We start from the raw sequence: 26289 nt of genomic DNA, 5'->3' as shown, positions 1-26289 counted from the left end.
CAGGCAACGTTCGCCCCGTCGCGACGCCCGGCACGCGCTCTCGCCGCACCTCGCACAAGCCCGAGTACATCCCGTACGAGGACGTGCGCCCGGCACACCGAGAGCACGCACCGGACGCCGCTCCTCGACGGGCGAACGTTGCCTGCCGCGGCACTAGGATTCCGGGCTCCAGGACTCCAGGAGAGACCCCATGTCCCCCACGGCCCCGCAGCGCACCGGCGCCCCCTCCACAGCACCGGACGCCACCCCGCCACCGGACGCTCCCCCGGCGCCCGTACTGCCGGTACTCGGCGGCAAGCGGAGCAGCTACCGGGAACGGGTCGCCGACGCGCTGCGGGCCGCGTTGATCGCCGGTGAGCTGCGGCCCGGTCAGGTGTACTCCGCGCCCGCGCTCGCCACCCGCTTCGGTGTCTCGGCCACACCGGTCCGCGAGGCCATGCTGGACCTGGCCAAGGAGGGCCTGGTCGACACCGTGCCCAACAAGGGCTTCCGGGTCACCGCCGTGACCGAGAAGCAGCTCGACGAGTACACCCAGATCCGCTCGCTGATCGAGATCCCCACCACCGTCGCCCTGGCCCGGACCGCCGATCCCGTCTCCCTGGACGCGCTGCGACCCGCCGCGCGGGAGATCGTGGCCGCCGCGGCCGCCGGGGACCTCATCGCGTACGTGGAGGCCGACACCCGCTTCCACCTGGGCCTGCTGGCGCTCGCGGGCAACGCGCATCTGGTCGAGGTGGTGGGCGACCTGCGCAAGCGCTCCCGGCTGTACGGGCTGACCGCGCTCGTGGAGGCGGGCCGTCTGCCGGCGTCCGCACAGGAGCACCTGGAACTCCTCGACGCCCTCCTCGACCGCGACGAGGACGCCGTCCGGGCGGTGATGACCCGCCATCTCGGACATGTCCGGGGCCAGTGGGCCGCCCACGGCTGAGCGGCCGGGGACACGGGAGCTCCGCATGTGATCGGCGCTACGCCCACACCGGCGGACGTGGAAAGTATGATCGGCCAATGTCTGACATGACCGAAACCACGCCTGGCTGGCTGACGTCCGACGAACTCGAATCGGCGCGCGCCCGTATGCCGATCCTGTACGTCGAGGCCGTGCCCGTGCGCGTCGACGACAGCGGCGAAGTCACCAGCATCGGCCTGCTGCTGCGGATCGGCCCGGACGGAACGGTCAGCCGCACGCTGGTGTCCGGCCGCGTGATGCACCACGAGCGGGTGCGCGACGCGCTCCTGCGCCACCTGGAGAAGGACCTCGGCCCGGTGGCGCTGCCCCGCGTCCCGGCCTCGCTGCAGCCCTTCACGGTCGCCGAGTACTTCCCGACGCAGGGCATCACGCCGTTCCACGACCCCCGGCAGCACGCGGTGGCGCTCGCGTACATCGTCCCCGTGTCCGGCGACTGCCGTCCCCGGCAGGACGCGCTCGACCTGGTGTGGTTCAGTCCGCAGGAGGCCGCCTCACCGTCGGTCCGGTCGGAGATGCCGGGCGGCCAGGGAGTCCTGCTGAAGCAGGCCCTCGCCCATGTCGGCTGCGTGTCCTAGCCACCGTCCGCCACCTGAACAGGGACCCCCGGCGGCACGTCCTCGTACCGCCGGGGGTCCGGAACCCCGCCGGCCGTGCACCGCCGGGGGTCCGGAACACCGCCGGCCGTCCGGAGCACCGCATCCCGCGCGGACCGGAGCCGGGCGCGGCCAGGGCCGCGCCGTGCGGGGGCGGTGTGTCAGGGGGTACGGATGAGATACGGGCGGTGCAGGTGCCGGTCCAGCCGGGTCGCGGCGGTCGCCGCCAGCTCGGTCGCCGTGTCCCGGGCGACGGCGGCGCGGCCGGCCTCGCCGAGCGCCTCGGCGAGCCGGGCCTGGCGCAACCAGTTGTAGGGGCTGTGGGGGCTCAGTCCGGTGCGCTCCCCGAGGAGGAGGCGGGCAAGGTCGGCGCGTCCGGCGCGCAGCGCCGACTCCAGGAGGGTGCGCTGGACGGCGTCCCGCTGGGCGTGGCTGCCGCCGAAGGTGTGGACGCGGCGGCGGATCGGCCACAGCAGGTCGAGCACCGTCTCGTGGTCCCCTCGGACGTAGGCGACCAGCGCCTCGCCGACGGGCAGCCCGATGCCGGCGGTCATCGCGTGGTTGGTGGTCCGGTGGGCGTCGTCCCGTTCCAGCCAGCGTCGGCGCTCGGCGAGGAACGCGTCCGCCTCGGCCAGCCGGCCCGCCCCGGCGAACGCCATGACGGCGTGGACGTCGTTGAAGGCGTAGAACGGCGGGTCGGCGCGGGCCGCCCAGGCGTCGGCGAGGGCCTGCCAGCGGGCGTCCTGGTCCAGGTCGGCGAGGAGGAACCGCCACAACAGGGAGGCCGCGTCGAGGAGTTCCATGACGAACCCGCTGGAGTCCTCGTGGTGCAGTACGGCGTCGTAGATCGCCAGGGCCGTGTCGGTGTCGCCGGCCTCCAGCGCGTAGAGGGCGTAGTGCCACCAGTTGTGCACGGTCAGCAGGGTGCCGCTCGACCAGTCGTCGAGTCGGGCGTCGAGGTAGTCGATGCCGTCGGCGAACCGGCCGCGCATCTCGTGGACGTGGACGACGGCGTGGATGGCCCAGACGTCACGGGGGTTCTGCTCGACGGCGGCGAGGGCGACCTCCTGGGCACGGTCGTAGTGCCCCGACTCCTCCAGCCCGAACGCGTACATGCCCATCAGGGGGCCGCGGTGGGGGTCGGCGGCGTCCCAGGCGGGGAGCGCTCCGCCGATCCGGTCCCGCAGCCGGGTCGCGTCGCCGGTGAAGAAGTCCAGTTGGTGGCCGACCGCGAGGGCCAGCGGGTCCCGGGGGCTCTCCAGGACGAGTTCTTCGAGGACGTGGGCCGCCGTGCCCAGGTCGCCGCCGAGCCAGGCCTGCGCGGCGGCGAGGTGCAGGCGTTCGCGGCGCGGCAGTGCCGTCCGGTCCAGGTCGGCGGCGTACGCGGTGAAGCGGCTCCGGGCCTCGGCGGCGTCGCGCGGCTCGGTGCCCAGCACGCCCAGGTACGCGGAGAACGCCTGGGCGAGCGGTGCGGTGGGGGATGCCTCGACGGCGTCGGCGACCGCGGTGGGAAACTCGGGGCGGAAGAACAGCAGCCCCTCCACGGCCCGGTCCAGATGCGCCGCCGCCTCGGCGGTGCACTCGAACAGGGGGTTGCCGTACCGATCCGACACCATGGCAGCTCCACTCCGACGTGTGTGCGGTGGGGGGTGGCTCACCCCCGGCCGGCACGGGGATCCGCGCCACCCCCATCCAAGCGAGCGGCGCTCCGCTCGGTCCACCGGGAACACGCGGAGCGACGCGAACCACCACCGTGCGCCCCCGGTCGCCGCCGGTCCGCGGACGGCTGCGGCGGGGTGGCCTGAACCAACCGCCGGACGGCGCTTCCCGGCCCGCAGGATGGCGCAGACCGTGGCGCATCCCAGGGCTTAAAGGGACATTCGCCGGGAAATGCTGACCCCCGAACGGCTGTGTGAGGCCTGCCGGTACTCCACGGCGGTCCTCGACTGCCGGGAGCCGCCATCACCGGTGCACACCAGAGGGGGCCGCCTGCCGTGCGTACGCCTTTGTACCTGCGACCACGACTGGAACCACCGCTCGACGCGTTACTGCAAGCCGCACCCTTCCTGCACATGCTCGCCGACGCGCTGGGCTCACCGCTCAACGTCCTGCTCCCCGACCGGATCGCGGACAACGCCGCCGGCTTCCGCGCCGTCCTCCGCGACCACCGCCTCGGCGGCCGGGTGTACTACGCGCACAAGGCCAACCAGGCCCACAGCCTGGTGCGGCGGCTGACGGCGACCGACCCGGCCGCGGTGGGCATCGACGTCGCCTCGCTGGGCGAGCTGCGCCACGCGCTGGAGTGCGGCTTCACCCCCGACCGGATCATGGCCACCGGCCCCAAGGACCCCGAGTTCCTCTGGCTGGCCGCCCGCACCGGTGTCCGCGTGAACCTCGACTCCCCCGCCGAGCTGGACCAACTGGCCTTCCTGGTGCGCAAGTACGGCCTGCCGCGCACCGATGTGCTGCTCCGGCTGTCGGAGTTCGAGGCGTCCGCGTCCGCGGCGGCCGGCACCCGGGTCCTCTTCCGGCGCAGCCGCTTCGGCTCACCCGTGCGCGAGGTAGACGCCCTGGTCGACACGGTCGAACGGCACGCGGACGCCGTCCGGTTGACGGGGGTCGCCTACCACCTGGACACCACCGGCATCGCGGAGAAGGCCGTCGCGCTGGAGACCTGTGTCGCCGTCATGGACGCGTGCCGCGCCCGCGGCCTGGACCCCCGGGTCGTCGACGTCGGCGGCGGCTTCGGCGTCGGTTACGTGGCCGACGCCGCCCAGTGGGAGCGCTACACCACCGAGCTGGCCGAGGCCGTACTCGGCACCCGCCCCGCCCTGACGTGGCGCGGCCACGGCTACGGGCTGCGCAACGAGGGCGGCACCCTGCGTGGGGCGCAGGCGCTCTACCCGGCCCACCGCCCGACCGCGGGCCCCGGCTACCTCGACGAACTGCTCCGCCACCCCGCCCCCGTCTCGGGCCGCCAGGCGGCCACCCTGCTGCTGGAGCACCTCTACGACCTGGCCGTCGAGCCGGGCCGGGCCCTGGTCGACCAGTGCGGGGTGACGCTGGCACGGGTCCTCGACGTACGCCGGGCCGGAGCGGACTCGGGCGACCTGCTGGTGCGGCTCGGCATGAACGCCGGTGACGTCAGCCTGGAGGAGCACGGGGTGCTCGTCGACCCGGTCCTCGTCCCCCGCCCCGGGACGCACACGGACGCCGGTGAGGGCCCGGTGGGGGTCTATCTCGCGGGCAATCTCTGTCTGGAGGCCGATCTGATCACCCGCCGCGAGGTCCATCTGTCCCGGCCGCCGTGCGTGGGAGACCTGTTGGCGTTCGCCAACACCGCCGGATACGCGATGGACTTCCACGCCCACCGTGCGCAGCGGCAGCCGCTCGCCCGCACGGTCGCCGTCACCCGGGAGCGGGACTCCTGGAGGTGGCGTCTCGACGAGGAGTACTGGCCGATCACGGAAGCGGGTGGACCGGTTTCATGAGGTACGACAGCATCACGGAGGCCATCGGCAACACGCCGCTGGTACGGATCGACCCGGCCGTGCACGGGCTGCGCCGCATCGACCTGTACGCCAAGCTGGAGATGCTCAATCCGTTCGGCTCGGTGAAGGACCGGGCCGCCTGGCACATGGCCCGGCCGGGACTCGGCTCGGCCGCGGAACGCGGCGCGACGGTCGTGGAGCTGTCGAGTGGCAACACCGCCAAGGCCCTGGCGTTGCTGGCGGGAATGCACGGGCTGCGCTTCAAGAGCGTCACCAACCGTATGCGGGTGCCCGAGATCAAGGACCTGCTCCTGCTGCTGGGCGCGGAGATCGAGGAACTGCCGGGGCAGAGCGAGTGCCTCGACCCGACCGACACCGAGGACCCGCTGACCCGCTTCCACCGGAGCCTGTCCGGCCCGGACGACACGTATCTGCACACCGACCAGTACTTCAACACGCGCAACACCGAGGCCCACGCGGCGGGTACCGGTCCGGAGATCGTCAAGGACCTCGACGGCCGGGCCCCCGACTGGTTCGTGGCCTGTGTGGGCACGGCGGGCTCCTCCACCGGCGTGGCCCGCGTCCTGCGCGAACACGACCCCGGCGTACGGGTGGTGGGCCTCGTCGCCCACAAGTCGGACTTCATCCCCGGTATCCGCACCATCGACGAGGTGCACCAGGTGGGTCTGTTCGACCCGGCGACGTACGACACGATCGAAACCGTGACCGCCGACGAGGCCATCGACGGGATGCTGACCCTGATCCGCCGCTGCGGGCTGCTGACCGGCCCCACGGGCGGAGCCGCCTTCCAGGGCGCGGTACGCCATCTGCGCCCGCTGGACGCCGAGTTGCGGGAGGGTGAGCGGCGGACGGCGGTCTTCATCGTCTGCGACCGGGCCGAGAGCTACCTCGGGTACGTACGGCAGCGCCGCCCCGAGCTGCTGGGCCGGCCGGCCCGCCGGCACTCCGTGTCGGCGCTGTCCGACGCGGAGGTGCGGGCGGAGGGCGCGGTGATCGACGTGGCGCGGGCGCGGCGGTGGATCGAGGACGGTGTACCCCGGCCGCTGGTGGTCGATCTGCGCGGTCCGCGGGCGTACGCCACGCTGCACATCGACGGGTCGGTCAACATCACCGACGAGCTGTTCGAGGAGCTCGTACGCGGCGGCCTGCCGTTCAGCAAGCGGCAGCCGGTGCTGCTGGCCTGCCCGGTCGGCGAGAGGTCGGCCCGGTTCGCGGCGCTGCTGACCCGTATGGGCCATCCCGACGTGCGCAGTCTGTCCGGCGGGATCGTCGCGTGGCGTGACGCAGGTGCCCCGCTGGTGAGGGACTGACCTCATGCCGGGAACCGATCTGGAGGAGCTGGCCGACTGGCAGCGTGCGGTGCGGGAGCAGTTCCCCATCATCACCGCGCACCCGGACCTCACCTACGTCGACAGCGCGGCCACCACGCAGAAGCCGCAGGCCGTCCTGGATGCCGTGCAGACGTATCTGACGTCCTCCAACGCCAATGCCGGGCGGGGCGGTTACCCCTGGGCCAATCGGACGACGGCCCTGGTGGAGCGCACCCGGCGGCGCGTCAAGGACTTCCTCGGCGACCCCGCGCCGGACCGCTCGGGCGTCCACTTCACCGGCGGCACCACCGAGGGGCTTCGGTCGGTCGCCCGGGACTGGCTCGCGGACCTCCTCTCGGACGGCGACGAGATCCTCGTCCCCTTCGCCGACCACCGGGCCAATCTGGACCCCTGGCTGGAGGTCCGGGACCTGCTGGCACGGCGGGGCGTCACCGTACGGGTGAGGCCGCTGCCGTACCAGGAGTCGTCCGGTGACTACGACCACCGTGCGCTGCCCTCGGTGATCGGCCCGCGCACCCGTTTCGTCGCCGTCACCCACGTCCACCACGTGTACGGCGGCGACATGAACGTGCACCGTGTCCGCGAGGCCGTCGGCCCGCACGTGCCGATCTGTCTGGACGCCGCGCAGAGCGTCGGCCACCTCCCCCTTTCCGTGGACCGTCTCGACGTGGACTTCGTCGCGTTCTCCGGGCACAAGGCCCTGGCCCTGCCCGGCTCCGGGGCCGTGTGGGCCCGCAACTCCCCCTATCGTGGGCCGGAGTTCCGGCCGGGCGGCTGGCAGGGCACCCCCAACACGGTGGGGATCGCGGCGCTGGAGGCGGCGCTGGACTGGCTGGACGCCACCGGTACGGACCGGATCGCCCGCTGGACCCAGGCGCTCACGGCCCGGTTCACGGAGGGGTTGCGTCACCTCGACCCCTACGAGGTCCTGGGCTGCCGGGCCAGCCTGGCCGCCGGCTCCCGGGTCCAGCGACGCCATGACATCGTCACCTTCCGCCACCGGGACCTCCCGTCGGACGACCTGGGCTTCATCCTGTACAGCCACGGCTTCATGGTCCGCGCCGACAACCTCTGCCAGGCCGGCACCGACAAGCGGGACGGGTCGGTGCGGGTCAGCGTGCACGTGTACAACACGGCGGAGGAGATCGACGGGTTGCTGGAGGTGCTGGCGGGGCTTGCATAGCCGCACGCCCTACGCCGTCCCCCCTGCCCCTGGCCGCCCCTCTGCCCCGTGCCGCACCCCTGCCCCGCACACACGAATGGAAACCGTTTCCAATAACCGGTAGGTTCTGATCACGACCGGCGGTGCGGGACGGAAGAAGAGGCGACGCGAGGCCATGGGCGTGAGCATGGAGACGGCCGAGGTGTGGATCGAGCGCTGGGAACGCCAGCAGCAGCACTACGCCGTCGCCCGCGAGGAGCGGTTCACGGTCATCGGCGACGTCGTCGAGCACATCATCACCGGGCGGCCCCGGCCGCTGCTGCTCGATCTCGGCTGCGGTCCCGGGTCGCTGGCCGCCCGGCTCGCCGCGCGGCTCCCGGACGCCGGGATCGTCGCCGTGGACATGGACCCTCTGCTCCTCGAACTGGGCCGTACGCACCACGCGGACGCCGCCCGCTTCGTCGACGCCGTCATCGGCGAGGCCGACTGGACGGACGTCCTCGCTCTGGAGGGCCCCCTGGACGCGGTCGTCTCCTCAACCGCCCTGCACTACCTCTCCGAGCGGACCCTGCTGCGTACGTACCGGAGCCTGTTCGCGCTGCTGCGGCCCGGCGGCGCCCTCGTCAACGGCGACCACTTCCCCCTGGACGACCGACGGTGCGCGGACCTCACCACCGTGGTGGGCCGCCGCCGTGCCGAGCGGTCACGCACCCGCGAGCACGAGGACTGGCGGTCCTGGTGGGCGGCGGCGGCCGAGGACCCCGAGCTGGCCGATCTGTTCGCGCAGCGCGAGAAGCGCCGGGCCGCGTCCGGCAACCACGACGGCAACGACAACGACCTGCCCCTGGCGTGCCACGTCGAACTGCTGCGCGCGGCGGGCTTCGCCCACGTCACGCCCGTCTGGCAGTACGGCGACAGTCATGTCCTGGTCGCCCTGAAGAACTGAACCCCAGGGTCCACGGCAGAAGGAGGCCTCCGCGACCGGACGGCAACCGGCCGATCAGCACTGCCTCGGCGAACCGGCGAGGTGCTCCCGCACCAGCGACGCGAGGTCCGGGTCGGGTTCGAGCCCCGGCGCGGCGGCGCGGGAGGAGTCGAAGGCGGACGGCCAAGAGCCCACGATGCCTCGACTGCGGCTTCGGGAGCGCCGGCGACGAGGTCGGCGACGGCGCCATCGGCGATCTGCCGCAAGGGGTCGCGGATGACGCCGGAGAGGCACCCGGAGGCTGCCGTGTTCGGTTTGTCCTCATGCGGCGCCCCCCGGTGCCCCGGATCTGGAGTGCGGCATGCCCGAGGACCGTTCCGGACACAGGAAGAGGCCGCTTCAGATCTGCTCTGAAGCGGCCTCTGACCTTCGACTTCGAAAAGTCGGGACGACAGGATTTGAACCTGCGACCCCTTGACCCCCAGTCAAGTGCGCTACCAAGCTGCGCCACGTCCCGTTGCCCGCCTGACCTGGGCTTTCCCCTGGCCGAACGCGCACGGAAACAATACCGCACTCGGGCCGGTGATCGCGCACCCGTTTCTGCCGCGACCGGCCACCGTGAGACCCCCGCAGGATCACCACTTGACCTCAAGCTTGGTTGAGGTTGAACGCTTCTCTACATGACTACCACGACGCGACGCACCCACGGTTTCACTGATCTGCCACGACTGATGGCGCTGATGACGGGCGACGAGAAGCACGGCCCCGCGGCCACGTCCACGCTGGACGCGCTGTGGGTGCTCTACGACCGGGTGCTGCGGGTGGACCCGGAGCGGCTGGACGACCCGGAGCGCGACCGGTTCCTGCTCTCCAAGGGCCATGGGCCGATGGCGTACTACGCGGTGCTCGCCGCCAAGGGATTCCTCCCGGTCGAGTGGCTGCCCGGCTTCGGCTCCTACGACTCGCCGCTCGGCCACCACCCGGACCGGGTGCTGGTGCCGGGCGCCGAGATCGGCAGCGGGTCGCTCGGCCACGGCCTGCCGATCGCGGTGGGGACGGCGCTCGGTCTGCGCGCCCAGGGGCGGCCCGGTCCGGCGGTGTGGGTGCTCATCGGGGACGCCGAGCTGGACGAGGGCAGCAACCACGAGGCGATCGCGTTCGCGGGACCGGCCGGACTCGACCGGCTGCACACGATCGTGATCGACAACTCCTCGGCCAGTCACGCGCGACCCGGCGGCATCGCCGCGCGGTTCGAGGCGGCGGGCTGGTCCGCGGAGACGGTGGACGGCCGGAACCACGAGGCGCTCCACGCCGCGTTCACCGCCCCGCATCCGGGCCGCCCCCGGGTGGTGGTGGCCCGCGTGGAGCCGAAGAACGCCCCCGCACCCGTCCAGACCTGACCCGACCCGCTCCGCGCTCCCCTCGCACTTCTCACCCCTCTCAGCTCTCCCCCTCTCTCGTCATCTCTTCCGAAAGGACACTCCGCGCTCATGGACACCATGCGGGAACGCTTCGCCCCTGTCGTCTCCCGGCTGCTCGACGAGGACCCCCGGGTCGCGGTGGTGCTCGCCGAGATCGGCAGGGACCGTTTCGCGGAGGCGGAGCGGCGACATCCGGACCGGGTCGTCAATGTCGGCATCCGTGAACAGCTGCTGATCGGCGCGGGCGCGGGACTGGCGCTGACCGGGATGCGACCGGTGCTGCACACCTTCGCCAGCTTCCTGGTGGAGCGCCCCTTCGAGCAGGTCAAGCTGGATCTCGGGCACCAGGACGTGGGCGCGGTCCTGGTGAGCGCCGCCGCCTCGTTCGACTGGCCGGCCGGCGGCTACACGCACATGGCACCGGGCGACGTGGCCCTGCTCGACACGCTCGACGGCTGGACGGTCCATGTGCCGGGGCACCCCGACGAGGCCGAGACGCTGCTCCGGCACGCGGTGGGCGCGGGCGGGGCCAAGGACGACAAGGTGTACGTCCGCCTGTCCGTGCAGGCGAACAGGCGTGCGCTCGCCGTGGACGGCCAGCGGTTCCTCACGGTGCGCGAGGGGCGTCGCGGGGTGGTCGTCGCCGTCGGGCCGATGCTCGACGCCGTGCTCGCGGCGACGGAGGGGCTCGATGTGACGGTGCTGTACGCGACCACCGTGCGCCCCTTCGACGGGGCGGCGCTGCGCCGGGCGACCGGGGCGGCGGGCACCGATGTGGTACTGGTGGAGCCGTATCTGGCGGGCACGTCCACGGCCGCCGCGAACGACGCGCTCGCCGATGTGCCCCACCGTGTCCTCGGACTCGGGGTCGGGCGCCCGGAGCTGCGGCGGTACGGGCAGATCGAGGAACACGTGACCGCGCACGGCTTGGACGCACCCTCGCTGCGGACGCGGATCGCCGGTTTCCTCAAGCCACGGGCGGGCGCCTGATCCGGCGCCGCGCCGGGCGCCCGACGGCCTTCACTCGGCGGCCGGTATCCCCAGCTCCGGGTAGGCGTCGAGGAGTCGCCCGGGGGCGGCCTGGCGCCAGGAGTCGGCGAGGATGTCCCGTAGTTCCGGCTCGTCCTCCAGGGCGGCCAGCCGCACCCGCACCCAGGCGAACCCCGCCTCGTGGTCGGCGATCCAGAACTTCTCGGGCTCGGCCAACACCAGCTCGTCACGCTCCTCCTTGGGGCAGCGCACGGCGATGGACGTCTCGTCCTCGGGCAGCGTCGCGAACATCTTGCCCGCGACCCGGAAGGTGGGCATGTTCCAGGCGACCTTCTCGGTGGTGTCGGGCAGCGAGAGGGCGACACGTCGTACGTCTTCGGCATCCGGCATGCGACGCACAGTAGCGGCCACCACTGACAATCACCCGGCGGTAGCCGCCGCCCCCGCGGTGTCACCGGCCGCCGGCCCCACGCGCTTGTAGTAGAGCGACGTGGGCCGCAGGCGTCCGTGCGGGTCCGCCGCGTAGTCGGGGATCGCTCCGATCCTCGTCCAGCCGGTCCGGGCGTAGAGGTGCTCGGCCGGGCTGTCGGTCTCCGTGTCGAGGTGGAGCAGGGTGACGCCGGCGTCGTGGGCCGCCCGCTCGGCGGTCGCGAGCAGCGCCTTGCCGACGCCCCGCCCCCGCCCGTCGGGGTGGACCATCAGCTTCACCAGCTCGGCCCGGTGGCGGCTGTTGGGCTTGTCCGGGAGGGCGAGACTCACGGTGCCGATCAGCCGGTCCCCGTCGCGCGCCACCCACACGGCGAGTTCTGCCCGCTGGACCGCGTCGGCGCGCCCTCGCCACCAGGCCGTGGCCGCCGCGCGGTCCAGCGGCGCGAGGAAGCCGACGGAGGCCCCGCCGTTCACGGTGCGGACCAGCAGGTCCGCCAGGTCCTCCAGGGCCGACAGCAGTCGAGGGCGGTCGTCGAGCCGCTCGATCGTGATCACGGTTCGACCACCACCAGCGCGTACCGCGCGTCCCGCGGACCCGGGCAGGCGAAGCGCACGGGTCCCCAGACCCTCATCCGCAGACAGTCACCGGCGGCCAGTTCGTGCTCAACGCCCCGCTCCGTCACCCGGAGGACGCCCTCCAGGACCCAGATGTGCTGTTCCAGGCCGGGCACGGACGGGCCGTCGTACGCGAGGTCGGCGCCCGCCGTGAGCCGGCCCTCGACCAGTTCCCCGCGCAGCCCGGCCGCGGGCGGCGACACCGAGCGCCGCACGAAACCGGACGCCCTGTCCTCCCAGACGAGCTGGTCGGCCACGCGGACGACGGTGACGGGCTCGGCCTCCACCTCGCTGAGCAGCTGGGACATGGTCCGGCCGTAGACATGGCAGAGACGGTTCAGCAGCGCCGCCGTCGGGCTGGTCTCGGCCCGCTCGGCACGGGACAGCGTCGAACGGCTCACCCCGCTGCGCTCGGCCAACTCCCCCAGCGACCAGCCCCGTTCGGCCCGCAGTTCGGCGAGCCGAGCGGCGAGGCGCAGGTCGACAGGGTCCAGCACCTCTTCCGCGATTCCCACATCCGGGATGCTATCCCAGAATCGGGGACACCCTGAGGCGCCGCCACCGGCCGCGCGCCTACCCGGCCGCCTCCCCGAGCGCCTCCAGCACCGGCTTGATCAGCGGGTGTCCCTCGGCACCGCGCCGCACCGCGGCGAAGACGCGGCGGGTGGGGGCCACTCCGTCGACGGGGCGGACGACCACCGCGGCCAGGTCCATGCCGCGCAGGGCGGAGCGTGGCACGAGGGCCACGCCCGCGTCGGCGGAGGCCAGGGCGACGACGGCGCGGAAGTCGTCGGAGGAGTGTTCGAGGCGGGGCTGGAACCCGGCGTTCTCGCAGGCCAGGACGACCACGTCATGGCAGGGGTTGCCGGGGTAGGGGCCGATCCACGGGTCCTTCGCCAGCTCCGCGAGCGGCACCTCCTCGGCGTCGGCCAGCCGGTGGTTCAGGGGCACCACCGCGTCGAAGGGCTCGGCGTACAGCGGGACATGGGTGAGCCGGGGGTCGTCGGCGGCGGGTGCGCCCCGGTACTCGACCGCCACCGCTATGTCGACCTGCCGGTCCAGGACCATCGGGAGGCTCGCGTCCCCCTCGGTGTCCTGGACGCGCAGGCGTATGCCGGGGGACGAGCGGGCGAGGAGGGCCACGGCGGGCGCGACGACCTGGGCGATCCCGGTGGCGAAGGAGGCCACCGTGACCGTGCCGGCCGCGCCCGAGCTGTACGCGGCCAGCTCCGCCTCGGCCCGCTCCAGCTGGGCGAGGACGGCGTTGGTGTGGCTCAGCAGGATCTCACCGGCAGGGGTGAGCCGTACGCCCTTCGCGCCCCGCTCGACCAGCCGGTGGCCGGTCTCCTGCTCCAGCGCGGTGAGCTGCTGGGAGACGGCGGACGGGGTGAGGTAGAGCGCGGCGGCAGCCGCCGTCACCGTGCGGTGGTCGGCCACCGCACGCAGGATGTGGAGCCGCCGTGCCTCGATCATGGGACCGATTCTCTCAAACCCCCGCTTTTCCCCTGACCGGTCCCGTCTTCCCCTGACCGGTCCCGCCCGGCCCCGGGTCAGCCCTCCAGCTCGGCCCGCGCGGCGACGAACGCGTCCACCGCGCGGTTCACGTCGTCCGTCGAGTGCGCCGCGGACAACTGGACCCGGATGCGGGCCTGGCCCTGCGGGACGACCGGGTAGGAGAAGCCGATCACGTACACACCGCGCTCCAGGAGCAGCTCGGCCAGCCGGCCCGCCTTCGCCGCGTCCCCGATCATCACGGGCGCGATGGGGTGGTCGCCGGGGAGGATGTCGAAGCCCTCCTCGGTCATCCGGCGGCGGAACAGCGCCGTGTTCTCGGCGAGCCGGACCCGCAGGTCGTCGGCGGATTCGAGGAGGTCCAGGACCTTCAGGGAGGCTGCGGCGATCACCGGGGCGAGCGTGTTCGAGAAGAGGTAGGGGCGGGACCGCTGGCGCAGCAGGGCCACGATCTCGGCACGGGCGGCGACGTAGCCGCCGGAGGCGCCGCCGAGCGCCTTGCCGAGGGTGCCGGTGATGATGTCGACGCGGTCCATGACGCCGTGCAGCTCGGGTGTGCCCCGGCCGCCGGGGCCGGTGAAGCCCACGGCGTGGGAGTCGTCGACCATGACCATGGCGTCGTGGCGGTCGGCGAGGTCGCAGATCTCGTGGAGCGGGGCCACGTAGCCGTCCATGGAGAAGACGCCGTCGGTGACGATCAGCTTGCGCCGGGCGCCGCCCTCGGTGGCCTCCTTCAACTGCCTTTCCAGGTCGGCGAGATCACGGTTGGCGTAGCGGAAGCGGCGGGCCTTCGACAGGCGGATGCCGTCGATGATGGAGGCGTGGTTGAGGGCGTCGGAGATGACCGCGTCCTCGGCGCCGAGGAGGGTCTCGAAGACACCGCCGTTGGCGTCGAAGCAGGAGGAGTACAGGATCGTGTCCTCCTGGCCGAGGAACGCCGACAGCCGTGCCTCCAGCTCCTTGTGCACCTCCTGCGTCCCGCAGATGAAGCGGACGGAGGCCATGCCGTAGCCCCAGCGGTCGAGGGCCTCGTGGGCGGCGGCGACGACCTCGGGGTGGTCGGCGAGACCGAGGTAGTTGTTCGCGCAGAAGTTGAGCACCGCGCCGGGGCGGCCGCCCGCGGTGACGTTCACCGTCGCGGACTGCGGGGTGCCGATGACCCGCTCGGGCTTGTGCAGTCCGGCGGCGCGGATCTCGTCGAGGGTGGCGCGGAGGTCGTCGCGCACGGAGTCGAACATCGGAAGGCTCCCAGGGGTGCGGGCCCGGCGGTGCGGGTCCGGGGACACGGATTGCTGGCGCGGTGCGGCGGCTCGCCCGTCCGGGTTCGCCGCGCCGGGCAGGTGACTTACGAGGTCCAGTCGAGGATGACCTTGCCGCCGCGTCCGCTCGCCGCGTCCGCGAAGGCGGCCTCGTGGTCGCGGTAGCCGTAGCGGCCGGTGATCACCGGGGCGAGGTCGAGGCCGCCCTCCAGCAGCACCGACATGGCGTACCAGGTCTCGAACATCTCCCGGCCGTAGATGCCCTTGATCGTGATCATGGAGGTGACGATCCGGGACCAGTCGACGGCGAACTCCTCGGACGGCAGTCCGAGCATGGCGATCCGGCCGCCGTGCGTCATGTTGGCGATCATGTCGCGCATCGCGGCGGGGTTGCCCGACATCTCCAGGCCGATGTCGAAGCCCTCGCGCAGCCCGAGGTGCCGCTGGCCCTCGGCGATGCTCGACGCGGACACGTCGATCGCCAGGCTGACGCCGATCTTGCGGGCGAGTTCCAGCCGGTCCGCGCTGACGTCCGTGACGACGACGTGCCGGGCGCCGGCGTGCCGGGCGACGGCGGCGGCCATCAGACCGATGGGGCCCGCCCCGGTGATGAGGACGTCCTCCCCGACGAGCGGGAAGGACAGCGCGGTGTGCACGGCGTTGCCGAACGGGTCGAAGATCGCCGCGACGTCCAGGTCCACGGGGAGGCGGTGCACCCACACGTTGGACGCGGGCAGCGCCACGTACTCCGCGAACGCGCCGTCTCGCCCCACGCCCAGGCCGACGGTGGCACGGCACAGGTGGCGGCGCCCGGCGAGACAGTTGCGGCACTTGCCGCACACCAGGTGGCCCTCGCCGCTGACCCGGTCGCCGACCTTCACGTCCACGACGTCCCGGCCGGTGTCGACGACCTCGCCCACGAACTCGTGGCCGACCACGAGCGGGGTGCTGATGGTCTGCCGGGCCCAGCCGTCCCAGGACCGGATGTGCAGGTCGGTACCGCAGACACCGGTCCGCAGCACCTTGATCAGTACGTCGCCGGGCCCGATCCCCGGCTCCGGTACGTCCACGAGCCAGAGTCCGGGCTCCGCCTTCTCCTTGACCAGTGCCTTCAACTCCACGGCTCCTGTGGGTGCGGTCCCGCGGCAGGGCACGACGTGTACGCCCGTACCGGGGAGAGGGGTGGGATCACCGAGCAATCTGCCGTACGGCGGCCCCCTGGGTCCATCGAGGTTTTCTTAACCTCCGCCGCAGCTTTCCTTCACGCCGCGCCCGCCCCGACCCCGTTCCTTCACCCGTTCGTACGTCCGCTCCCCCGCCGCGACACCTCACCCGCCCCCGGCGCTCACCGTCGGCGGCGGTCCGGTGGGTGCGGGGTGCACGAATCCGCCATGAAGTGCCGTGCGGATTCCCGGGGGGCGAGGACGGGTCCTCAGGGCAGTGCCTCACGCCCCCCGATGCTTCCGGCCAGCTCCGCCGCCATCGCCTTGATGGTGTCCAGGCCGCCCCTGCCCCACGGCCGGGGCTGTACGTCGAGGACACAGATCGTGCCGAGGGCGAGACCGGTGCGGTCGATCAGCGGGGCGCCGAGGTAGGAGCGGATGCCGTGGTCGTCGACGACCGGGTTGCAGGCGAATCTCGGGTAGTCGCCGACGTCCTCCAGCGCGAGCGCCTTGCGCCGGACCACCACGTGGGGGCAGAAGCCGTGGTCGCGGGCCAGACGGCGGCCCGTCCCGAGCGCGGGCGCGTCACCGGTGGCCGTGGCCGGGGCGTGCAGGCCCGCGAAGAACTGGCGTTTCTCGTCGATGAAGTTGACCATCGCGTAGGGGACGGAGGCGACCTCGGCGAGTCGGTCCGCGAAGGCGTCGAAGGCGGGTTCCGGGTGCTCACCGAGGCCCAGCAGCCGCAGCCGCCGTACACGCTCGGGGGCGTCCCGGTCCTCGGGGGTGAGCAGCAGCCGGCCGACGGGGCGGGGTGGGTCGTACGTCACGTGCGGGCCCCACGGCTCGGGAGGTGGGCCGGGGTGTGCGCGAGCAGGTGCCGCACCAGGGTGAGCAGGGTCTGCACGCCCGAGCTGGAGATCCGGGCGTCGCAGCAGACGACCGGGATCTCCGGGTCGAGGTCGAGCGCCACGCGCACTTCCTCGGGGGCGTAGCGGTAGGACCCGTCGAACTCGTTGACGGCGACGATGAAGCCGAGGCCGCGCTGTTCGAAGAAGTCCACGGCGGCGAAGCAGTCCTCCAGGCGCCGGGTGTCGGCGAGGACGACCGCGCCGAGGGCGCCTTCGGAGAGTTCGTCCCACATGAACCAGAAGCGCTGCTGTCCGGGTGTGCCGAACAGATACAGCACATGCCGCGGATCGAGGGTGATGCGGCCGAAGTCCATGGCCACGGTCGTCTCGACCTTGTTCTCGATGCCTTCGAGGCTGTCGGTCGCCGCGCTCACGGTGGTGAGCAGTTCCTCCGTGCTCAGCGGCGCGATCTCGCTCACCGCGCCGACGAAGGTCGTCTTGCCTGCCCCGAACCCTCCCGCCACCAGGATCTTGAGTGCGGTGGGGAAGGGGTCACAGCTGTCGTCGTAGTCCATCGAGCACTGCCTCCAGAAGAGACCGGTCTGTCGGGTTGTGGTGGAAGGCCGGGGGCTTCGTGGTGAGGGCCCCGCAGTCGACCAGGTCGGACAGCAGCACCTTGGTGACCGCCGCCGGCAGCTTGAGGTGGGCGGCGACCTCGGCGACCGAGACGGGTGCCCGGCACAGGTCGAGGGCCTGTGCGTGTTCGGGGCCGAGATAGCCGAGGGGGGTCGCCCCGGTGGCCATCACCTGTGAGAGGAGGTCGAGCGCGGCGGTCGGCCGGGTCCGGCCGTTGATGACGGTGTACGGCCGCACGAGGCGGCCGGCGGCGTCGTCGTACAGGGGCCCGTCGCCCGACGCGGCCACGTTCAAGGCCTCATCGCCGAGGGTTCGACGGCCTGGCGGGGCTGGGTGACCAGGTACGGGCGGACGCTCTTGACCAGCATCGCCATCTCGTAGCCGAGGACCGCCGCGTCGGCCTCGCGTCCGGCGAGCACGGCGAGGCAGGTGCCGGAGCCCGCGGTGGAGACGAACAGCAGGGTCGAGTCGAGTTCGACGACGACCTGGCGCACCTCGCCGCCGTCGCCGAAGCGGACTCCCGCGCTGCGTCCGAGGGAGTACAGGCCGGAGGCCAGGGCCGCCATGTGGTCGGCGCTGTCCGGGTCGAGGCCGTGGACCGACTTCACGAGCCCGTCGCACGAGAGCAGGACCGCGCTCGTGGTGTGCGGTACGCGCTGCACGAGTCCGCTCATCAGCCAGTCGAGATCGGATACGTGACCGGTCGGCGCATCGCTCGCCATGGTGGATCGACTCCTTGGGGTCCGAAGGTCTGCGGGAGCGGAGAGGGTGGGGACTGCGGTGGGGGTGGTGTGCAGGGGGGTGTTCATCCGGCCGGTGTGCTCCCGTCTTGCCGGGTCGTCAGGTCGTGTGCCGCGTCGAGGGCCGACGGCGGTACGGCTGCGGGGGCGGCGCCCCGGAGGGGTCCGGTCGGCGGCTGGGCAGCGTCCCGGTGGGGCCCGTCCATGGGGGCCGGTTCCCTGCGGGGGGCGTCGGTGCGGCCGGGGCCGGGGGGCGGCGTCCCGACGAAGCGGCCCGAGCCGAGGGGCGACGGCATGACCGCGCGGTCGGCGTCCCGGCGTACGGGTTCGCCTGGGGTCACGGTGCGCGGGGGCGTCAGGTCGAGGGAGGCCGTGCCCAGCATGGCCGCGTCCCAGTCGGAGCTCTCCCGCTGGCGGGACTCGGCGAGGCCGATGCCGCGCTGGAACGCGGCCATGAGCCCGGGGTCGTGGCCGACGTAGTGCTCGGGGTCATGGCGGGAGTTCGGCGGGGGGCCGCCCCGCAGCTGGGGCACGATGTGCTGCTGTGCGTGGCGCCGGGGCAGGTGGGGCCTGCCCATGGTGCCCCGGACCGTACCGCCGACGCGCGGAGTGGGGGGCGCGGCGCCGTTGTCGGCGACGGTGCGCCGGTCCTCGGGGCGGATGCCGGGTACGGCCTCGGCCGGGTTGGGCCGGTCCTCGCGGGCGCCGCGCACCGGCAGCGGGGGGATGCCGTCGGCCCGGCCCGCGCCCTGCTGACCGCCGCTCCGTCCGGTGCCCTGCTGCGCGCGGTCGCCGCGGGCCGTCTTCCGGTCCTGCTGGGTGCCGCCGCGGCCCGGCCCTTGCTGTTGCGGGACGGAGGTGGGGGCGGGGCCCGGTGCGGCGGGGCCGGGGTCGGGGTGCCCGGACTGCGCCGGACGGCCGGACGGGGTGGTGGGCAACTGCTGGGCGGGCCCGGCCGCCGGTCCGGGCGGAGCCGTCCGCGGCCCGGCGGGAGGCTCGGCGTGGCGGGGGCCGGTGGGCTGCCGGGTTCCCGCCACGGGGAGCGGTACGTCGTCGGAGGCGGACTGCTCGGTGCCCAGCAGTCCTCCGGGGACGACGAAGGCGGCCTGGACTCCGCCGTAGATGTTGCTCTGGAGGCGGACCTGGATGCCGTGGCGGCGGGCGAGCTGGGAGACCACGAAGAGGCCGATACGGCCGTCCTGGAGGAGGCTCGCGACGTTCACCTGGTCGGGGTCGGCGAGCAGGGCGTTCATCCTGTTCTGCTCGGTGACGGGCATGCCGAGGCCGCGGTCCTCGACCTCGACGGCGAGTCCGGAGGTGACGAGGTTGGCGCGGAGCAGGACCTGGGTGTGGGGGGCGGAGAACACCGTGGCGTTCTCGACGAGTTCGGCCAGCAGGTGGATGACGTCGGCGACGGCGTGGCCGCGCAGGGTGCCGTCGACCGGGGGCACCAGCTTGACGCGTGCGTACTGTTCGACCTCGGCGATCGCGGAGCGCAGCACCTCGGTCATGGGGACGGGGTTGCTCCACTGACGACGGGAGACGGCGCCGCCGAGGACGGCGAGGTTCTCGGCGTGGCGGCGGATGCGGGTGGCGAGGTGGTCGACGTGGAAGAGGCCCTTGAGGAGGTCGGGGTCCTCGATCTCGTTCTCCAGGTCGTCGAGGATGGAGATCTCGCGCTGCACCAGCGACTGCAGCCGCCGGGCGAGGTTGACGAAGACCTCCAGCTTCTGCTCGTTGCCCGCGTGGCTGGAGAGCTGGGATGCCTGGACCACGGCGGTGACGGCGCTGTCGTGGGCGCGGGCCAGTTCGGCGGTGAGGAGTCCGAAGTCGTCGGCGCCCGGGCCGGCCTTGGGGCGCGGGCCGCGCGCGGGCGGCTGCTCGCCGCGCCGGAGGGCCTCGACGAGGGCCCGCAGGTCCTCCTCGCCTTTGGCGCTCGACTCGCGCAGGGCGCCGAGGCGTTCACGTACGGACCTGGCGGTGCGGCCGGCGGCCACGGCGGCGATCAGGACGGCGGCGAGGGCGACCGCGGCGGTGCCGGCGAGCACCGCCCACAGGACGGGGCCGGGACGGTGCGCGCCGGCGCGGACGGTGAAGAGCACGGCGGCACAGGCGCTGAGGGCCACCGCGGTGGGGGGCAGGACCGCCAGGCGCAGCAGCTGTGGCCGTATGTGGATCTCGGTCAACGCCGGGGCGGCACGGGCGACCGATCGCCCGTGCCGCCCGCCCTCACGGCGGTCTGCGCGTGCGGCCGGTGCGCGAAGGTGAGACATCAGCGTCCTCGTACTGGTCCGTCTGGGTGTGGGGGGTGCCGCGTCTGGACGACATGGGCGTGCGCCATCGCGTGTCGGTCGGGAGATTCGAAGAATTCGGCACTGCGTCGACCGACGGCAACTCACAGTAGTCGCCAACGCGTCATGTGCGGTGCGCAGTTGACAAAGAGCCCCGTAAAGCGTGCAGCTCTGGTATGAGGCTTCGCACGACAGGCCGACGTTTCTTCGGACAGACGTTCCTTTCGCTTTCTTTGTGCGACATGATTTCGATCAGAGCCGGTCAGAACGGGTCGTCAATAAGCAGCGAGGGTCGCGAGACAATGCGCTCCACGGCCCTCGCTGTCCATCGAAAAATCACCCTGTCGGGAGAATTCCGGAGGACCCGAAGCGTCCGACGAAGCCGTTCGCGCCATTCCGACGGGACGCATCCCCATAGGCCGGCTTCTCAAAGACCGGCTCCCCAAAGGCCGACTTCCGAAAGGCCGGCTTCGGACGGGACGGCTTCCGAAAGCCGACCCGTGGAGGGTCGGCCGACGGCGTGCGCCGCGGCACGAACGGCTCGCCCTGCCGCGGCGCGGCCGGGGGCCCACCTCGCCCGAGCGCATCGCGGTGACCGTCGGCACGAGACACCCTGTCCGCGCTCTTGAGCCCACAGCCCCACGAGCCCCACCATGGGAGCGCTCCCAACCCAGGAGCGCCCCCACAATGATTCAGGAGCCGCTCATGCCCCCCTCCGAGTCGTTACGCCGACGCAGAACCCTCTGCGCCGTCCTCCTCGCCGGTTCGCTCCTCGTCGGCGGCGCGCTGACCGCCCCGGCCGCCGCGGCAGTCCCCACCGCAGCGGCGGCGACCACGGCCGTGCGCGTCAACCAGGTCGGTTACCTGCCGGACGGCCCCAAGCACGCCACCGTCGTCACCACGTCGCCGCAGGCGCTCACCTGGCAGTTGCGCACCGCGTCCGGCACGGTGGCCGCCTCGGGATCGACCGTCCCGCGCGGCGCCGACCAGGCCTCCGGACAGTCCGTCCAGGTGGCCGACTTCTCCTCGTACCGGGACACGGGGTCGGGATACGTCCTGACCGTGGACGGCAGGAGCAGCGACCCGTTCGACATCCGCGCCAACCTCTACGACGGCCTGCGCTCGGACGCGATGGCCTTCTTCTACCACCAGCGCAGCGGCATCGCCATCGAGTCCTCCCTGGTGGGATCGGCCTACGCGCACCCGGCCGGACACCTCGGCGTGGCGCCGAACAAGGGCGACACGTCCGTCCCCTGCCAGTCCGGGGTCTGCGACTACACGCGGGACGTCCGGGGCGGCTGGTACGACGCCGGCGACCAGGGCAAGTACGTCGTCAACGGGGGCATCTCCACCTGGCTCGTCGTCAACTCCTTCGAGCGTGCCAAGCGCGCGGGTACCCACGAGGCGCTGGGCGACTCGACCCTGCGCGTTCCCGAGCGGGGCAACGGCGTGCCGGACGTCCTCGACGAGGCCCGCTGGGAGCTGGACTTCCTGATGCGGATGCAGGTGCCGGACGGCAAGCCGTACGCGGGCATGGCGTTCCACAAGGTGCACGACGCGGCGTGGACGGCGCTGCCGACCCGTCCCGAACTGGATTCCCAGGTGCGGGAGTTGCACCGCCCGTCCACCGCGGCGACCCTGAACCTCGCGGCCGCCGCCGCACAGTGCGCCCGCGTCTACCGGGCCTACGACGCGGCGTTCGCCGACCGCTGCCTGGCCGCCGCCCGCAAGGCGTGGACGGCGGCGCGGGCCAATCCGGCCCTGTACGCCCCGGATTCGGACAGCACGGGCGGCGGGGCCTACGGCGACACCCAGGTGACCGACGAGTTCTACTGGGCGGCCGCCGAGCTGTACGCGACGACCGGCGAGAGCGCCTACCGGGACGCGGTCACCTCCTCGTCGTGGCACACCTCCGCCGCCGCCTTCACCCGGTACGGCTTCGGCTGGGCGGACACGGCCGCGCTCGGCCGGCTCACCCTGGCCACCGTGCCCAACGGGCTGCCCGCCGCCGATCTGACCCGCGTCCGCTCCTCGGTGACCGCGGCAGCCGACACCCACCTGTCGACGATGGCCGGGCAGGGCTACGGGGTGCCCATCCCGACGGACGGCTACTTCTGGGGCTCCAACAGCGAACTCGCCAACAACGCGATCGTCCTGGCCGTCGCCGGCGAACTGACCGGTGACGGGCGCTACCGCGCCGGCGCGCTGGAGGCCATGGACTACCTGCTCGGACGCAACGCCCTCGGGCAGTCCTACGTCACCGGCTACGGCGAGACGTCCTCGCGCAACCAGCACCACCGGTTCTGGGCCCACCAGGTGGACGCATCCCTGCCCAACCCGCCGGCCGGCTCGCTCGCGGGCGGCCCGAACAGTGGTCTGCAGGACCCGGTGGCGCAGGAGAGGCTGACCGGCTGCGCACCCGCCGCGTGCTACATCGACGACATCGGCTCGTACTCCACCAACGAGGTGGCGGTCAACTGGAACGCCCCGCTGGCCTGGCTCGCGGCGTACGCCGCCGAGCGGGCGACCGACGGCGGTGAGCAGCCCACGGCGTCCTGCGCGGTGACGTACACGGTGGACAACTCCTGGAGCGACGGGTTCACCGCGACCGTGACGGTCAAGAACACCGGATCGTCCGCCGTGGACGGGTGGCGGCTGGGGTGGAGCTACTCGGGCGGCCAGCGCGTCACCAGCGCCTGGAACGCGACCGTCACCCAGAGCGGCACCGACGTCGTCGCCCGCAACGTGGACTGGAACCGGGTGATCCCGGCCGGCGGGACGGCGAGTTTCGGCGTCCAGGGCTCGAAGAGCGGGAGCAACCCGACGCCCACGGCCTTCACGCTGGACGGGGGTGCCTGCGCCTGACCTCGGTGTGATCGCACCGCGGGGGACTGCCCGGGAGGGGCCGCCCGCGTCACGGCCCGCCGCTTGCGCGCGGCGGGCCGTGGCGTGTCCTCGCGCGCCTCGCGCACCGGCGGTGGTCCCGCGGAGGTCAGCCCTGGCGGGTCGGCATGACGGTGACCTGCTGCAGGTTGACGTGGCGGGGCAGGGCCGCGGTGAAGGCGACGATCTCGGCGATGTCCTGCGGGCGGAGGAACTCGATGTCGCCCTGGGCGCCGGCGTACCAGTCCTTGGCGCCCTGGTCGGTGACCTTGTCCCACAGGTCGGTGCCCACGATGCCGGGCTCCAGGGCGCTGACGCGGACGTCCTTCGGGCCCAGCTCGGTGCGCAGGTGGCGGGTGAGGTGGGTGACGAACGCCTTGGTGGCGCCGTAGACGGCGAAGGTCGGGAACAGGTACTGGGCGGCGATCGACGAGGTGTTGATCAGGTCGGCCGGGCCACCGGCCTCGGCCGCCGCGACCAGGTCGTCGACGAAGACGTCCAGCGTGGTCAGCGCGGCGGTGACGTTGAGGTCCACCTGCTGCTGCCACTGGTCCGTGCGGTGCTCGGTCACGGGGGCCGGGAGCATGATCCCCGCGTTGTTGAAGACCAGGTCGGGCCGGCCGAGCTCGGCACGCACCCGCTCGGCGGCGCGAGCGACCGCCTGCGGGTCGGTGACGTCGGTGGTCACGGCGAGGGCCGTCCCTCCGTCGGCGGTGATCTTCTTGGCGAGTTCCTCCAGCCTGTCGGTGCTGCGCGCCAGCAGCGCGACCTTCGCGCCGCGGGCGGCGAGGACCTCGGCGGTGTGCGCGCCGAGGCCGCCGGAGGCGCCCGTGACGACGGCGACGCGGCCTTCGAGGGAGGAGAGGACGGTCTGGACGGTCATGTGAGGGTCAGCCCTTCGCTGATCGGTGCGGGATCGAGGGGTCCGGCATCGGCCGCGGCCCCTGTTCCTCCAGACAAACACCGCGCGGAGGGACCACGGAGGGGTCGGCCGTGCCCCCTCGTGACTGGTACCGGCAGGGCCACCTTCGGGCCGCCGCGAGCGGGACGGACGCCCACACTGGAGGTATGGACCGCACCGCCGAGATCGCCGGCTTCCTGCGCGGCAGACGCGCACAGGTCACCCCCGACCAGGTGGGACTTCCCGACGACGGGCGGCCCCGCCGGGTGCCGGGCCTGCGCCGCGACGAGGTGGCCCGGCTGGCGGGCGTGAGCACCGAGTACTACACCCGTCTCGAACAGGGCCGCTCCGCGAACCCGTCGACCGCGGTGCTGGACGCCCTCGCACGCGCGCTGCGCCTCGACGAGACCGAGCGTGAACACCTCGCCGACCTCTGGGGCAGCGGCTCACGGCCGCAGCGCCGCTCCCCCGAGCCGCCGCAGCGGGTCCGGTCGGGCCTGCACCTGACCCTGCGGACCCTGGAACAGGTGCCGGCCTTCGTCCTCGGCCGCCGCACCGAGGTGCTGGCCGCCAACCGTCTGGCCCGGGCCGTCCTGACCGACTTCGAGGCACTGCCCGCACCCAGACGCCAGCTCGCCCGCTGGATGCTGCTGGACCCCGGGGCGCGCGAGCGCTGCCACGACTGGGAGCAGCTCGCCGCGGAGACCGTCGCCATCCTCCGCTTCGAGGCCGGACGCCACCCCGACGACCGGCGGCTGGCCGATCTGGTCGGCGAACTCACCCTGTCCTGCCCGGAGTTCTCCGGCTGGTGGAACGACCACCGGGTGCTGCGCCGCACTCACGGCGTCAAGCGGTACCGCCACCCGGACGTCGGTGACCTCACCTTCGCCTACGAGTCGTTCCCGGTCCCCGGCAGCACCGACCAGACCCTGTGCGTCTACAACGCCGAGCCCGGCTCCCCCACTGAGCGGGCCCTCCGTCTGCTGGGCGACTGGACGACACCGGCCGTCGACCCGGACGCGGTCGACGGCGTGCGGCGGCCGTAGTGGCCGCGCCCGCTCCGTCACGGGCGGGCGGCGGGCCGGCCGTCCGCTCGCCGCTTCACCGGGCCGGTGCCGGTACGGCGGAGGGCCAGCGGCCCTGTGCGACCGCCTCCCTCACCAGCCGCACCAGTTCCCGGGCCACCACCTCCACCGCGGGCGGTGTCCGCCCCGCCCGGTGCGTCGCCAGAACGATCGCGCGCCAGACGTCGGGGTCGCTGAGCGGCGACGCGCTCAGCGACCCCCGGGCGACGTCCTCGGCGATACCGAGGCCCGGCAGCACCGTCCACCCGTGCCCCGCGAGGACGAGCCGTTTCTGCATGCGCATGGAGTTCGTCTGCACCGCGATGTCCATGCGCACGCCCGCTCGTGCGGCGGCCGTGTCGATGAGGCTGCGCAGGGCGTGACCGGGGGCCGGCATGACCAGCGGATGGGCGGCCGCCTCTGCGAACGGGACGGGACGGCCCGCCGACAGACCGGCGCCGGGCGGTGCCGCGGCCCACAGCTGTTCGCGGACCAGCGGCCAGGCGTTCAGGGAGGGGGTGCTGTCGAGGTTGTAGAGCAGGCTGAGGTCGAGCTGCCCGTCGTCGAGCCACTCCTGAAGGTGTCCCGAATAGGCCGTCGTCACGCGCAGATCCACACCGGGGTGCCGCCCTCGCACGCAGGACACCAGTGCTTCGCCGAGCAGGTCGCAGGTGCTGTCGAGAAGGCCGACCGTGACGATGCCGGAGACCGAGCCGGGAGCCGGCTGCACCTCGACGCGCCCGCGTTCCAGCTCCGCGAGGGCGCGCCGGGCCCGTTCCACCATCACCGCACCGGCCTCGGTCGGCCGCATGCCCTGCCTGCTCCGCTCGAAGAGCGGAACACCCAGTTCCTCCTCCAGCGAGCGGATGTGCCGGGTCACCGCGGGCTGGACGAGATGCAGCAGCTCCGCCGCGCGCGTGACGCTGCCCGCCTCGGCGACCGTGACCAGCGAGGTGAGCTGCTTGAGATCCATCCGCGCCGCCTCCGCTCATCCGCAGTGAACATGCTTCCATCACGGATCGCTATTTTTCAGCACGAACCATGAGT

General features: G+C 72.9%; 24 protein-coding genes and 1 tRNA gene. 10 read left to right on the top strand and 15 right to left on the bottom strand.

Going from position 1 to position 26289, the window contains the following annotated elements:
• The first annotated feature begins 190 nt into the window (after positions 1 to 190).
• Positions 191 to 928 carry a GntR family transcriptional regulator gene (locus tag GSY65_RS32790; protein WP_236580156.1) on the top strand — a complete coding sequence of 246 codons (738 nt, stop codon included), beginning with the start codon at positions 191 to 193 and terminating at the stop codon, positions 926 to 928.
• 77 nt (positions 929 to 1005) lie between these two features.
• Positions 1006 to 1542: an NUDIX hydrolase family protein gene (locus tag GSY65_RS32785; RefSeq protein WP_159775347.1), complete on the top strand. Its 537-nt coding sequence runs from the start codon at positions 1006 to 1008 to the stop codon at positions 1540 to 1542.
• Positions 1543 to 1721: 179 nt separating this feature from the next.
• Here the strand turns inward: GSY65_RS32785 and GSY65_RS32780 are convergent, their stop codons facing one another.
• Positions 1722 to 3176 carry a tetratricopeptide repeat protein gene (locus GSY65_RS32780; RefSeq protein WP_159775345.1) on the bottom strand — a complete coding sequence of 485 codons (1455 nt, stop codon included), beginning with the start codon at positions 3174 to 3176 and terminating at the stop codon, positions 1722 to 1724.
• A 408-nt stretch (positions 3177 to 3584) separates the two neighbouring features.
• Between GSY65_RS32780 and GSY65_RS32775 the strand changes: the two genes are divergently transcribed.
• The 4 genes from GSY65_RS32775 (at position 3585) to GSY65_RS32760 (ending at position 8511) form a co-directional block, all read left to right on the top strand.
• On the top strand, positions 3585 to 5051 hold the full coding sequence (locus GSY65_RS32775) for a Y4yA family PLP-dependent enzyme (RefSeq protein WP_443043312.1): 1467 nt from the start codon (positions 3585 to 3587) through the stop codon (positions 5049 to 5051).
• Positions 5048 to 6382, top strand: a complete 1335-nt coding sequence (locus tag GSY65_RS32770; protein ID WP_159775343.1) for a pyridoxal-phosphate dependent enzyme — start codon at positions 5048 to 5050, stop codon at positions 6380 to 6382. The genes GSY65_RS32775 and GSY65_RS32770 overlap by 4 nt, the downstream gene beginning before the upstream one ends.
• Before the next feature lie 4 nt (positions 6383 to 6386).
• Positions 6387 to 7586 carry an aminotransferase class V-fold PLP-dependent enzyme gene (locus GSY65_RS32765; protein ID WP_159775341.1) on the top strand — a complete coding sequence of 400 codons (1200 nt, stop codon included), beginning with the start codon at positions 6387 to 6389 and terminating at the stop codon, positions 7584 to 7586.
• 154 nt (positions 7587 to 7740) lie between these two features.
• Entirely contained in the window at positions 7741 to 8511 is a 771-nt protein-coding gene (locus GSY65_RS32760) for a class I SAM-dependent methyltransferase (protein WP_159775339.1), read from the top strand.
• Positions 8512 to 8933: 422 nt separating this feature from the next.
• Here GSY65_RS32760 and GSY65_RS32755 read toward each other — a convergent pair.
• Positions 8934 to 9007 (bottom strand) — tRNA-Pro (locus GSY65_RS32755).
• Positions 9008 to 9170: 163 nt separating this feature from the next.
• Here GSY65_RS32755 and GSY65_RS32750 point away from each other — a divergent pair.
• Positions 9171 to 9890 (top strand): transketolase, encoded by a 720-nt coding sequence (locus tag GSY65_RS32750; RefSeq protein ID WP_159775337.1) that lies wholly within the window; start codon positions 9171 to 9173, stop codon positions 9888 to 9890.
• 90 nt (positions 9891 to 9980) lie between these two features.
• Positions 9981 to 10901: a transketolase family protein gene (locus GSY65_RS32745; RefSeq protein WP_159775335.1), complete on the top strand. Its 921-nt coding sequence runs from the start codon at positions 9981 to 9983 to the stop codon at positions 10899 to 10901.
• Between the two features lie 30 nt (positions 10902 to 10931).
• Here the strand turns inward: GSY65_RS32745 and GSY65_RS32740 are convergent, their stop codons facing one another.
• The 11 genes from GSY65_RS32740 to GSY65_RS32690 all read right to left on the bottom strand — a co-directional run bounded on the left by GSY65_RS32740 (position 10932) and on the right by GSY65_RS32690 (position 20376).
• Complete coding sequence (locus tag GSY65_RS32740) at positions 10932 to 11291, bottom strand: MmcQ/YjbR family DNA-binding protein (protein WP_159775333.1); 360 nt, start codon at positions 11289 to 11291, stop codon at positions 10932 to 10934.
• Positions 11292 to 11321: 30 nt separating this feature from the next.
• Positions 11322 to 11882 (bottom strand): GNAT family N-acetyltransferase, encoded by a 561-nt coding sequence (locus tag GSY65_RS32735; protein WP_159776647.1) that lies wholly within the window; start codon positions 11880 to 11882, stop codon positions 11322 to 11324.
• On the bottom strand, positions 11882 to 12460 hold the full coding sequence (locus GSY65_RS32730) for a helix-turn-helix domain-containing protein (RefSeq protein ID WP_443043282.1): 579 nt from the start codon (positions 12458 to 12460) through the stop codon (positions 11882 to 11884). Before GSY65_RS32730 ends, GSY65_RS32735 begins: the two co-directional genes overlap by 1 nt.
• A gap of 58 nt (positions 12461 to 12518) precedes the next feature.
• Positions 12519 to 13418: a LysR family transcriptional regulator gene (locus GSY65_RS32725; protein ID WP_159775331.1), complete on the bottom strand. Its 900-nt coding sequence runs from the start codon at positions 13416 to 13418 to the stop codon at positions 12519 to 12521.
• A gap of 77 nt (positions 13419 to 13495) precedes the next feature.
• On the bottom strand, positions 13496 to 14695 hold the full coding sequence (locus tag GSY65_RS32720; protein WP_159775329.1) for a glycine C-acetyltransferase: 1200 nt from the start codon (positions 14693 to 14695) through the stop codon (positions 13496 to 13498).
• Positions 14696 to 14802: 107 nt separating this feature from the next.
• Entirely contained in the window at positions 14803 to 15831 is a 1029-nt protein-coding gene (tdh, locus tag GSY65_RS32715) for an L-threonine 3-dehydrogenase (protein ID WP_159776644.1), read from the bottom strand.
• A gap of 317 nt (positions 15832 to 16148) precedes the next feature.
• Positions 16149 to 16706, bottom strand: coding sequence for a GAF domain-containing protein (locus GSY65_RS32710; protein WP_159775327.1), 558 nt, complete (start codon positions 16704 to 16706; stop codon positions 16149 to 16151).
• Positions 16703 to 17302, bottom strand: a complete 600-nt coding sequence (locus GSY65_RS32705; protein ID WP_159775325.1) for a GTP-binding protein — start codon at positions 17300 to 17302, stop codon at positions 16703 to 16705. Before GSY65_RS32705 ends, GSY65_RS32710 begins: the two co-directional genes overlap by 4 nt.
• Complete coding sequence (locus GSY65_RS32700) at positions 17280 to 17651, bottom strand: DUF742 domain-containing protein (RefSeq protein ID WP_159775323.1); 372 nt, start codon at positions 17649 to 17651, stop codon at positions 17280 to 17282. The genes GSY65_RS32705 and GSY65_RS32700 overlap by 23 nt, the downstream gene beginning before the upstream one ends.
• A 2-nt stretch (positions 17652 to 17653) precedes the next feature.
• Positions 17654 to 18085, bottom strand: a complete 432-nt coding sequence (locus GSY65_RS32695) for a roadblock/LC7 domain-containing protein (RefSeq protein WP_159775321.1) — start codon at positions 18083 to 18085, stop codon at positions 17654 to 17656.
• 83 nt (positions 18086 to 18168) lie between these two features.
• Positions 18169 to 20376, bottom strand: a complete 2208-nt coding sequence (locus GSY65_RS32690; RefSeq protein ID WP_201452746.1) for a sensor histidine kinase — start codon at positions 20374 to 20376, stop codon at positions 18169 to 18171.
• A gap of 723 nt (positions 20377 to 21099) precedes the next feature.
• Here GSY65_RS32690 and GSY65_RS32685 point away from each other — a divergent pair.
• Complete coding sequence (locus tag GSY65_RS32685; RefSeq protein ID WP_201452745.1) at positions 21100 to 23259, top strand: glycoside hydrolase family 9 protein; 2160 nt, start codon at positions 21100 to 21102, stop codon at positions 23257 to 23259.
• A 127-nt stretch (positions 23260 to 23386) separates the two neighbouring features.
• Here GSY65_RS32685 and GSY65_RS32680 read toward each other — a convergent pair whose 3' ends face one another.
• Positions 23387 to 24160 (bottom strand): SDR family oxidoreductase, encoded by a 774-nt coding sequence (locus tag GSY65_RS32680; RefSeq protein WP_159775317.1) that lies wholly within the window; start codon positions 24158 to 24160, stop codon positions 23387 to 23389.
• A gap of 185 nt (positions 24161 to 24345) precedes the next feature.
• Here GSY65_RS32680 and GSY65_RS32675 point away from each other — a divergent pair, with 185 nt between their 5' ends.
• A complete protein-coding gene (locus tag GSY65_RS32675) occupies positions 24346 to 25224 on the top strand; it encodes a helix-turn-helix transcriptional regulator (RefSeq protein WP_159775315.1) in 879 nt (292 codons plus the stop codon).
• A 55-nt stretch (positions 25225 to 25279) separates the two neighbouring features.
• Here GSY65_RS32675 and GSY65_RS32670 read toward each other — a convergent pair whose 3' ends face one another.
• Positions 25280 to 26215 carry a LysR family transcriptional regulator gene (locus GSY65_RS32670; RefSeq protein WP_159775313.1) on the bottom strand — a complete coding sequence of 312 codons (936 nt, stop codon included), beginning with the start codon at positions 26213 to 26215 and terminating at the stop codon, positions 25280 to 25282.
• Between the last annotated feature and the right edge of the window lie 74 nt (positions 26216 to 26289).

The sequence above is a fragment of the Streptomyces sp. HM190 genome, assembly GCF_009857135.1.
GTDB lineage: Bacteria > Actinomycetota > Actinomycetes > Streptomycetales > Streptomycetaceae > Streptomyces > Streptomyces heilongjiangensis.
Note: the sequence above shows the minus strand (reverse complement) of the source record. Positions and strands in the feature narration are given on the sequence as shown.

Bases quoted from the DNA above. Each gene is read 5' to 3' on its own strand.
- GSY65_RS32790 (WP_236580156.1), top strand. From the start codon at position 191: ATGTCCCCCACGGCCCCGCAGCGCACCGGCGCCCCCTCCACAGCACCG.
- GSY65_RS32785 (WP_159775347.1), top strand. From the start codon at position 1,006: ATGTCTGACATGACCGAAACCACGCCTGGCTGGCTGACGTCCGACGAA.
- GSY65_RS32780 (WP_159775345.1), bottom strand. From the start codon at position 3,176: ATGGTGTCGGATCGGTACGGCAACCCCCTGTTCGAGTGCACCGCCGAG.
- GSY65_RS32770 (WP_159775343.1), top strand. From the start codon at position 5,048: ATGAGGTACGACAGCATCACGGAGGCCATCGGCAACACGCCGCTGGTA.
- GSY65_RS32765 (WP_159775341.1), top strand. From the start codon at position 6,387: ATGCCGGGAACCGATCTGGAGGAGCTGGCCGACTGGCAGCGTGCGGTG.
- GSY65_RS32760 (WP_159775339.1), top strand. From the start codon at position 7,741: ATGGGCGTGAGCATGGAGACGGCCGAGGTGTGGATCGAGCGCTGGGAA.
- GSY65_RS32750 (WP_159775337.1), top strand. From the start codon at position 9,171: ATGACTACCACGACGCGACGCACCCACGGTTTCACTGATCTGCCACGA.
- GSY65_RS32745 (WP_159775335.1), top strand. From the start codon at position 9,981: ATGGACACCATGCGGGAACGCTTCGCCCCTGTCGTCTCCCGGCTGCTC.
- GSY65_RS32740 (WP_159775333.1), bottom strand. From the start codon at position 11,291: ATGCCGGATGCCGAAGACGTACGACGTGTCGCCCTCTCGCTGCCCGAC.
- GSY65_RS32725 (WP_159775331.1), bottom strand. From the start codon at position 13,418: ATGATCGAGGCACGGCGGCTCCACATCCTGCGTGCGGTGGCCGACCAC.
- GSY65_RS32720 (WP_159775329.1), bottom strand. From the start codon at position 14,695: ATGTTCGACTCCGTGCGCGACGACCTCCGCGCCACCCTCGACGAGATC.
- GSY65_RS32705 (WP_159775325.1), bottom strand. From the start codon at position 17,302: ATGGACTACGACGACAGCTGTGACCCCTTCCCCACCGCACTCAAGATC.
- GSY65_RS32695 (WP_159775321.1), bottom strand. From the start codon at position 18,085: ATGGCGAGCGATGCGCCGACCGGTCACGTATCCGATCTCGACTGGCTG.
- GSY65_RS32690 (WP_201452746.1), bottom strand. From the start codon at position 20,376: ATGTCTCACCTTCGCGCACCGGCCGCACGCGCAGACCGCCGTGAGGGC.
- GSY65_RS32685 (WP_201452745.1), top strand. From the start codon at position 21,100: ATGCCCCCCTCCGAGTCGTTACGCCGACGCAGAACCCTCTGCGCCGTC.
- GSY65_RS32680 (WP_159775317.1), bottom strand. From the start codon at position 24,160: ATGACCGTCCAGACCGTCCTCTCCTCCCTCGAAGGCCGCGTCGCCGTC.
- GSY65_RS32675 (WP_159775315.1), top strand. From the start codon at position 24,346: ATGGACCGCACCGCCGAGATCGCCGGCTTCCTGCGCGGCAGACGCGCA.
- GSY65_RS32670 (WP_159775313.1), bottom strand. From the start codon at position 26,215: ATGGATCTCAAGCAGCTCACCTCGCTGGTCACGGTCGCCGAGGCGGGC.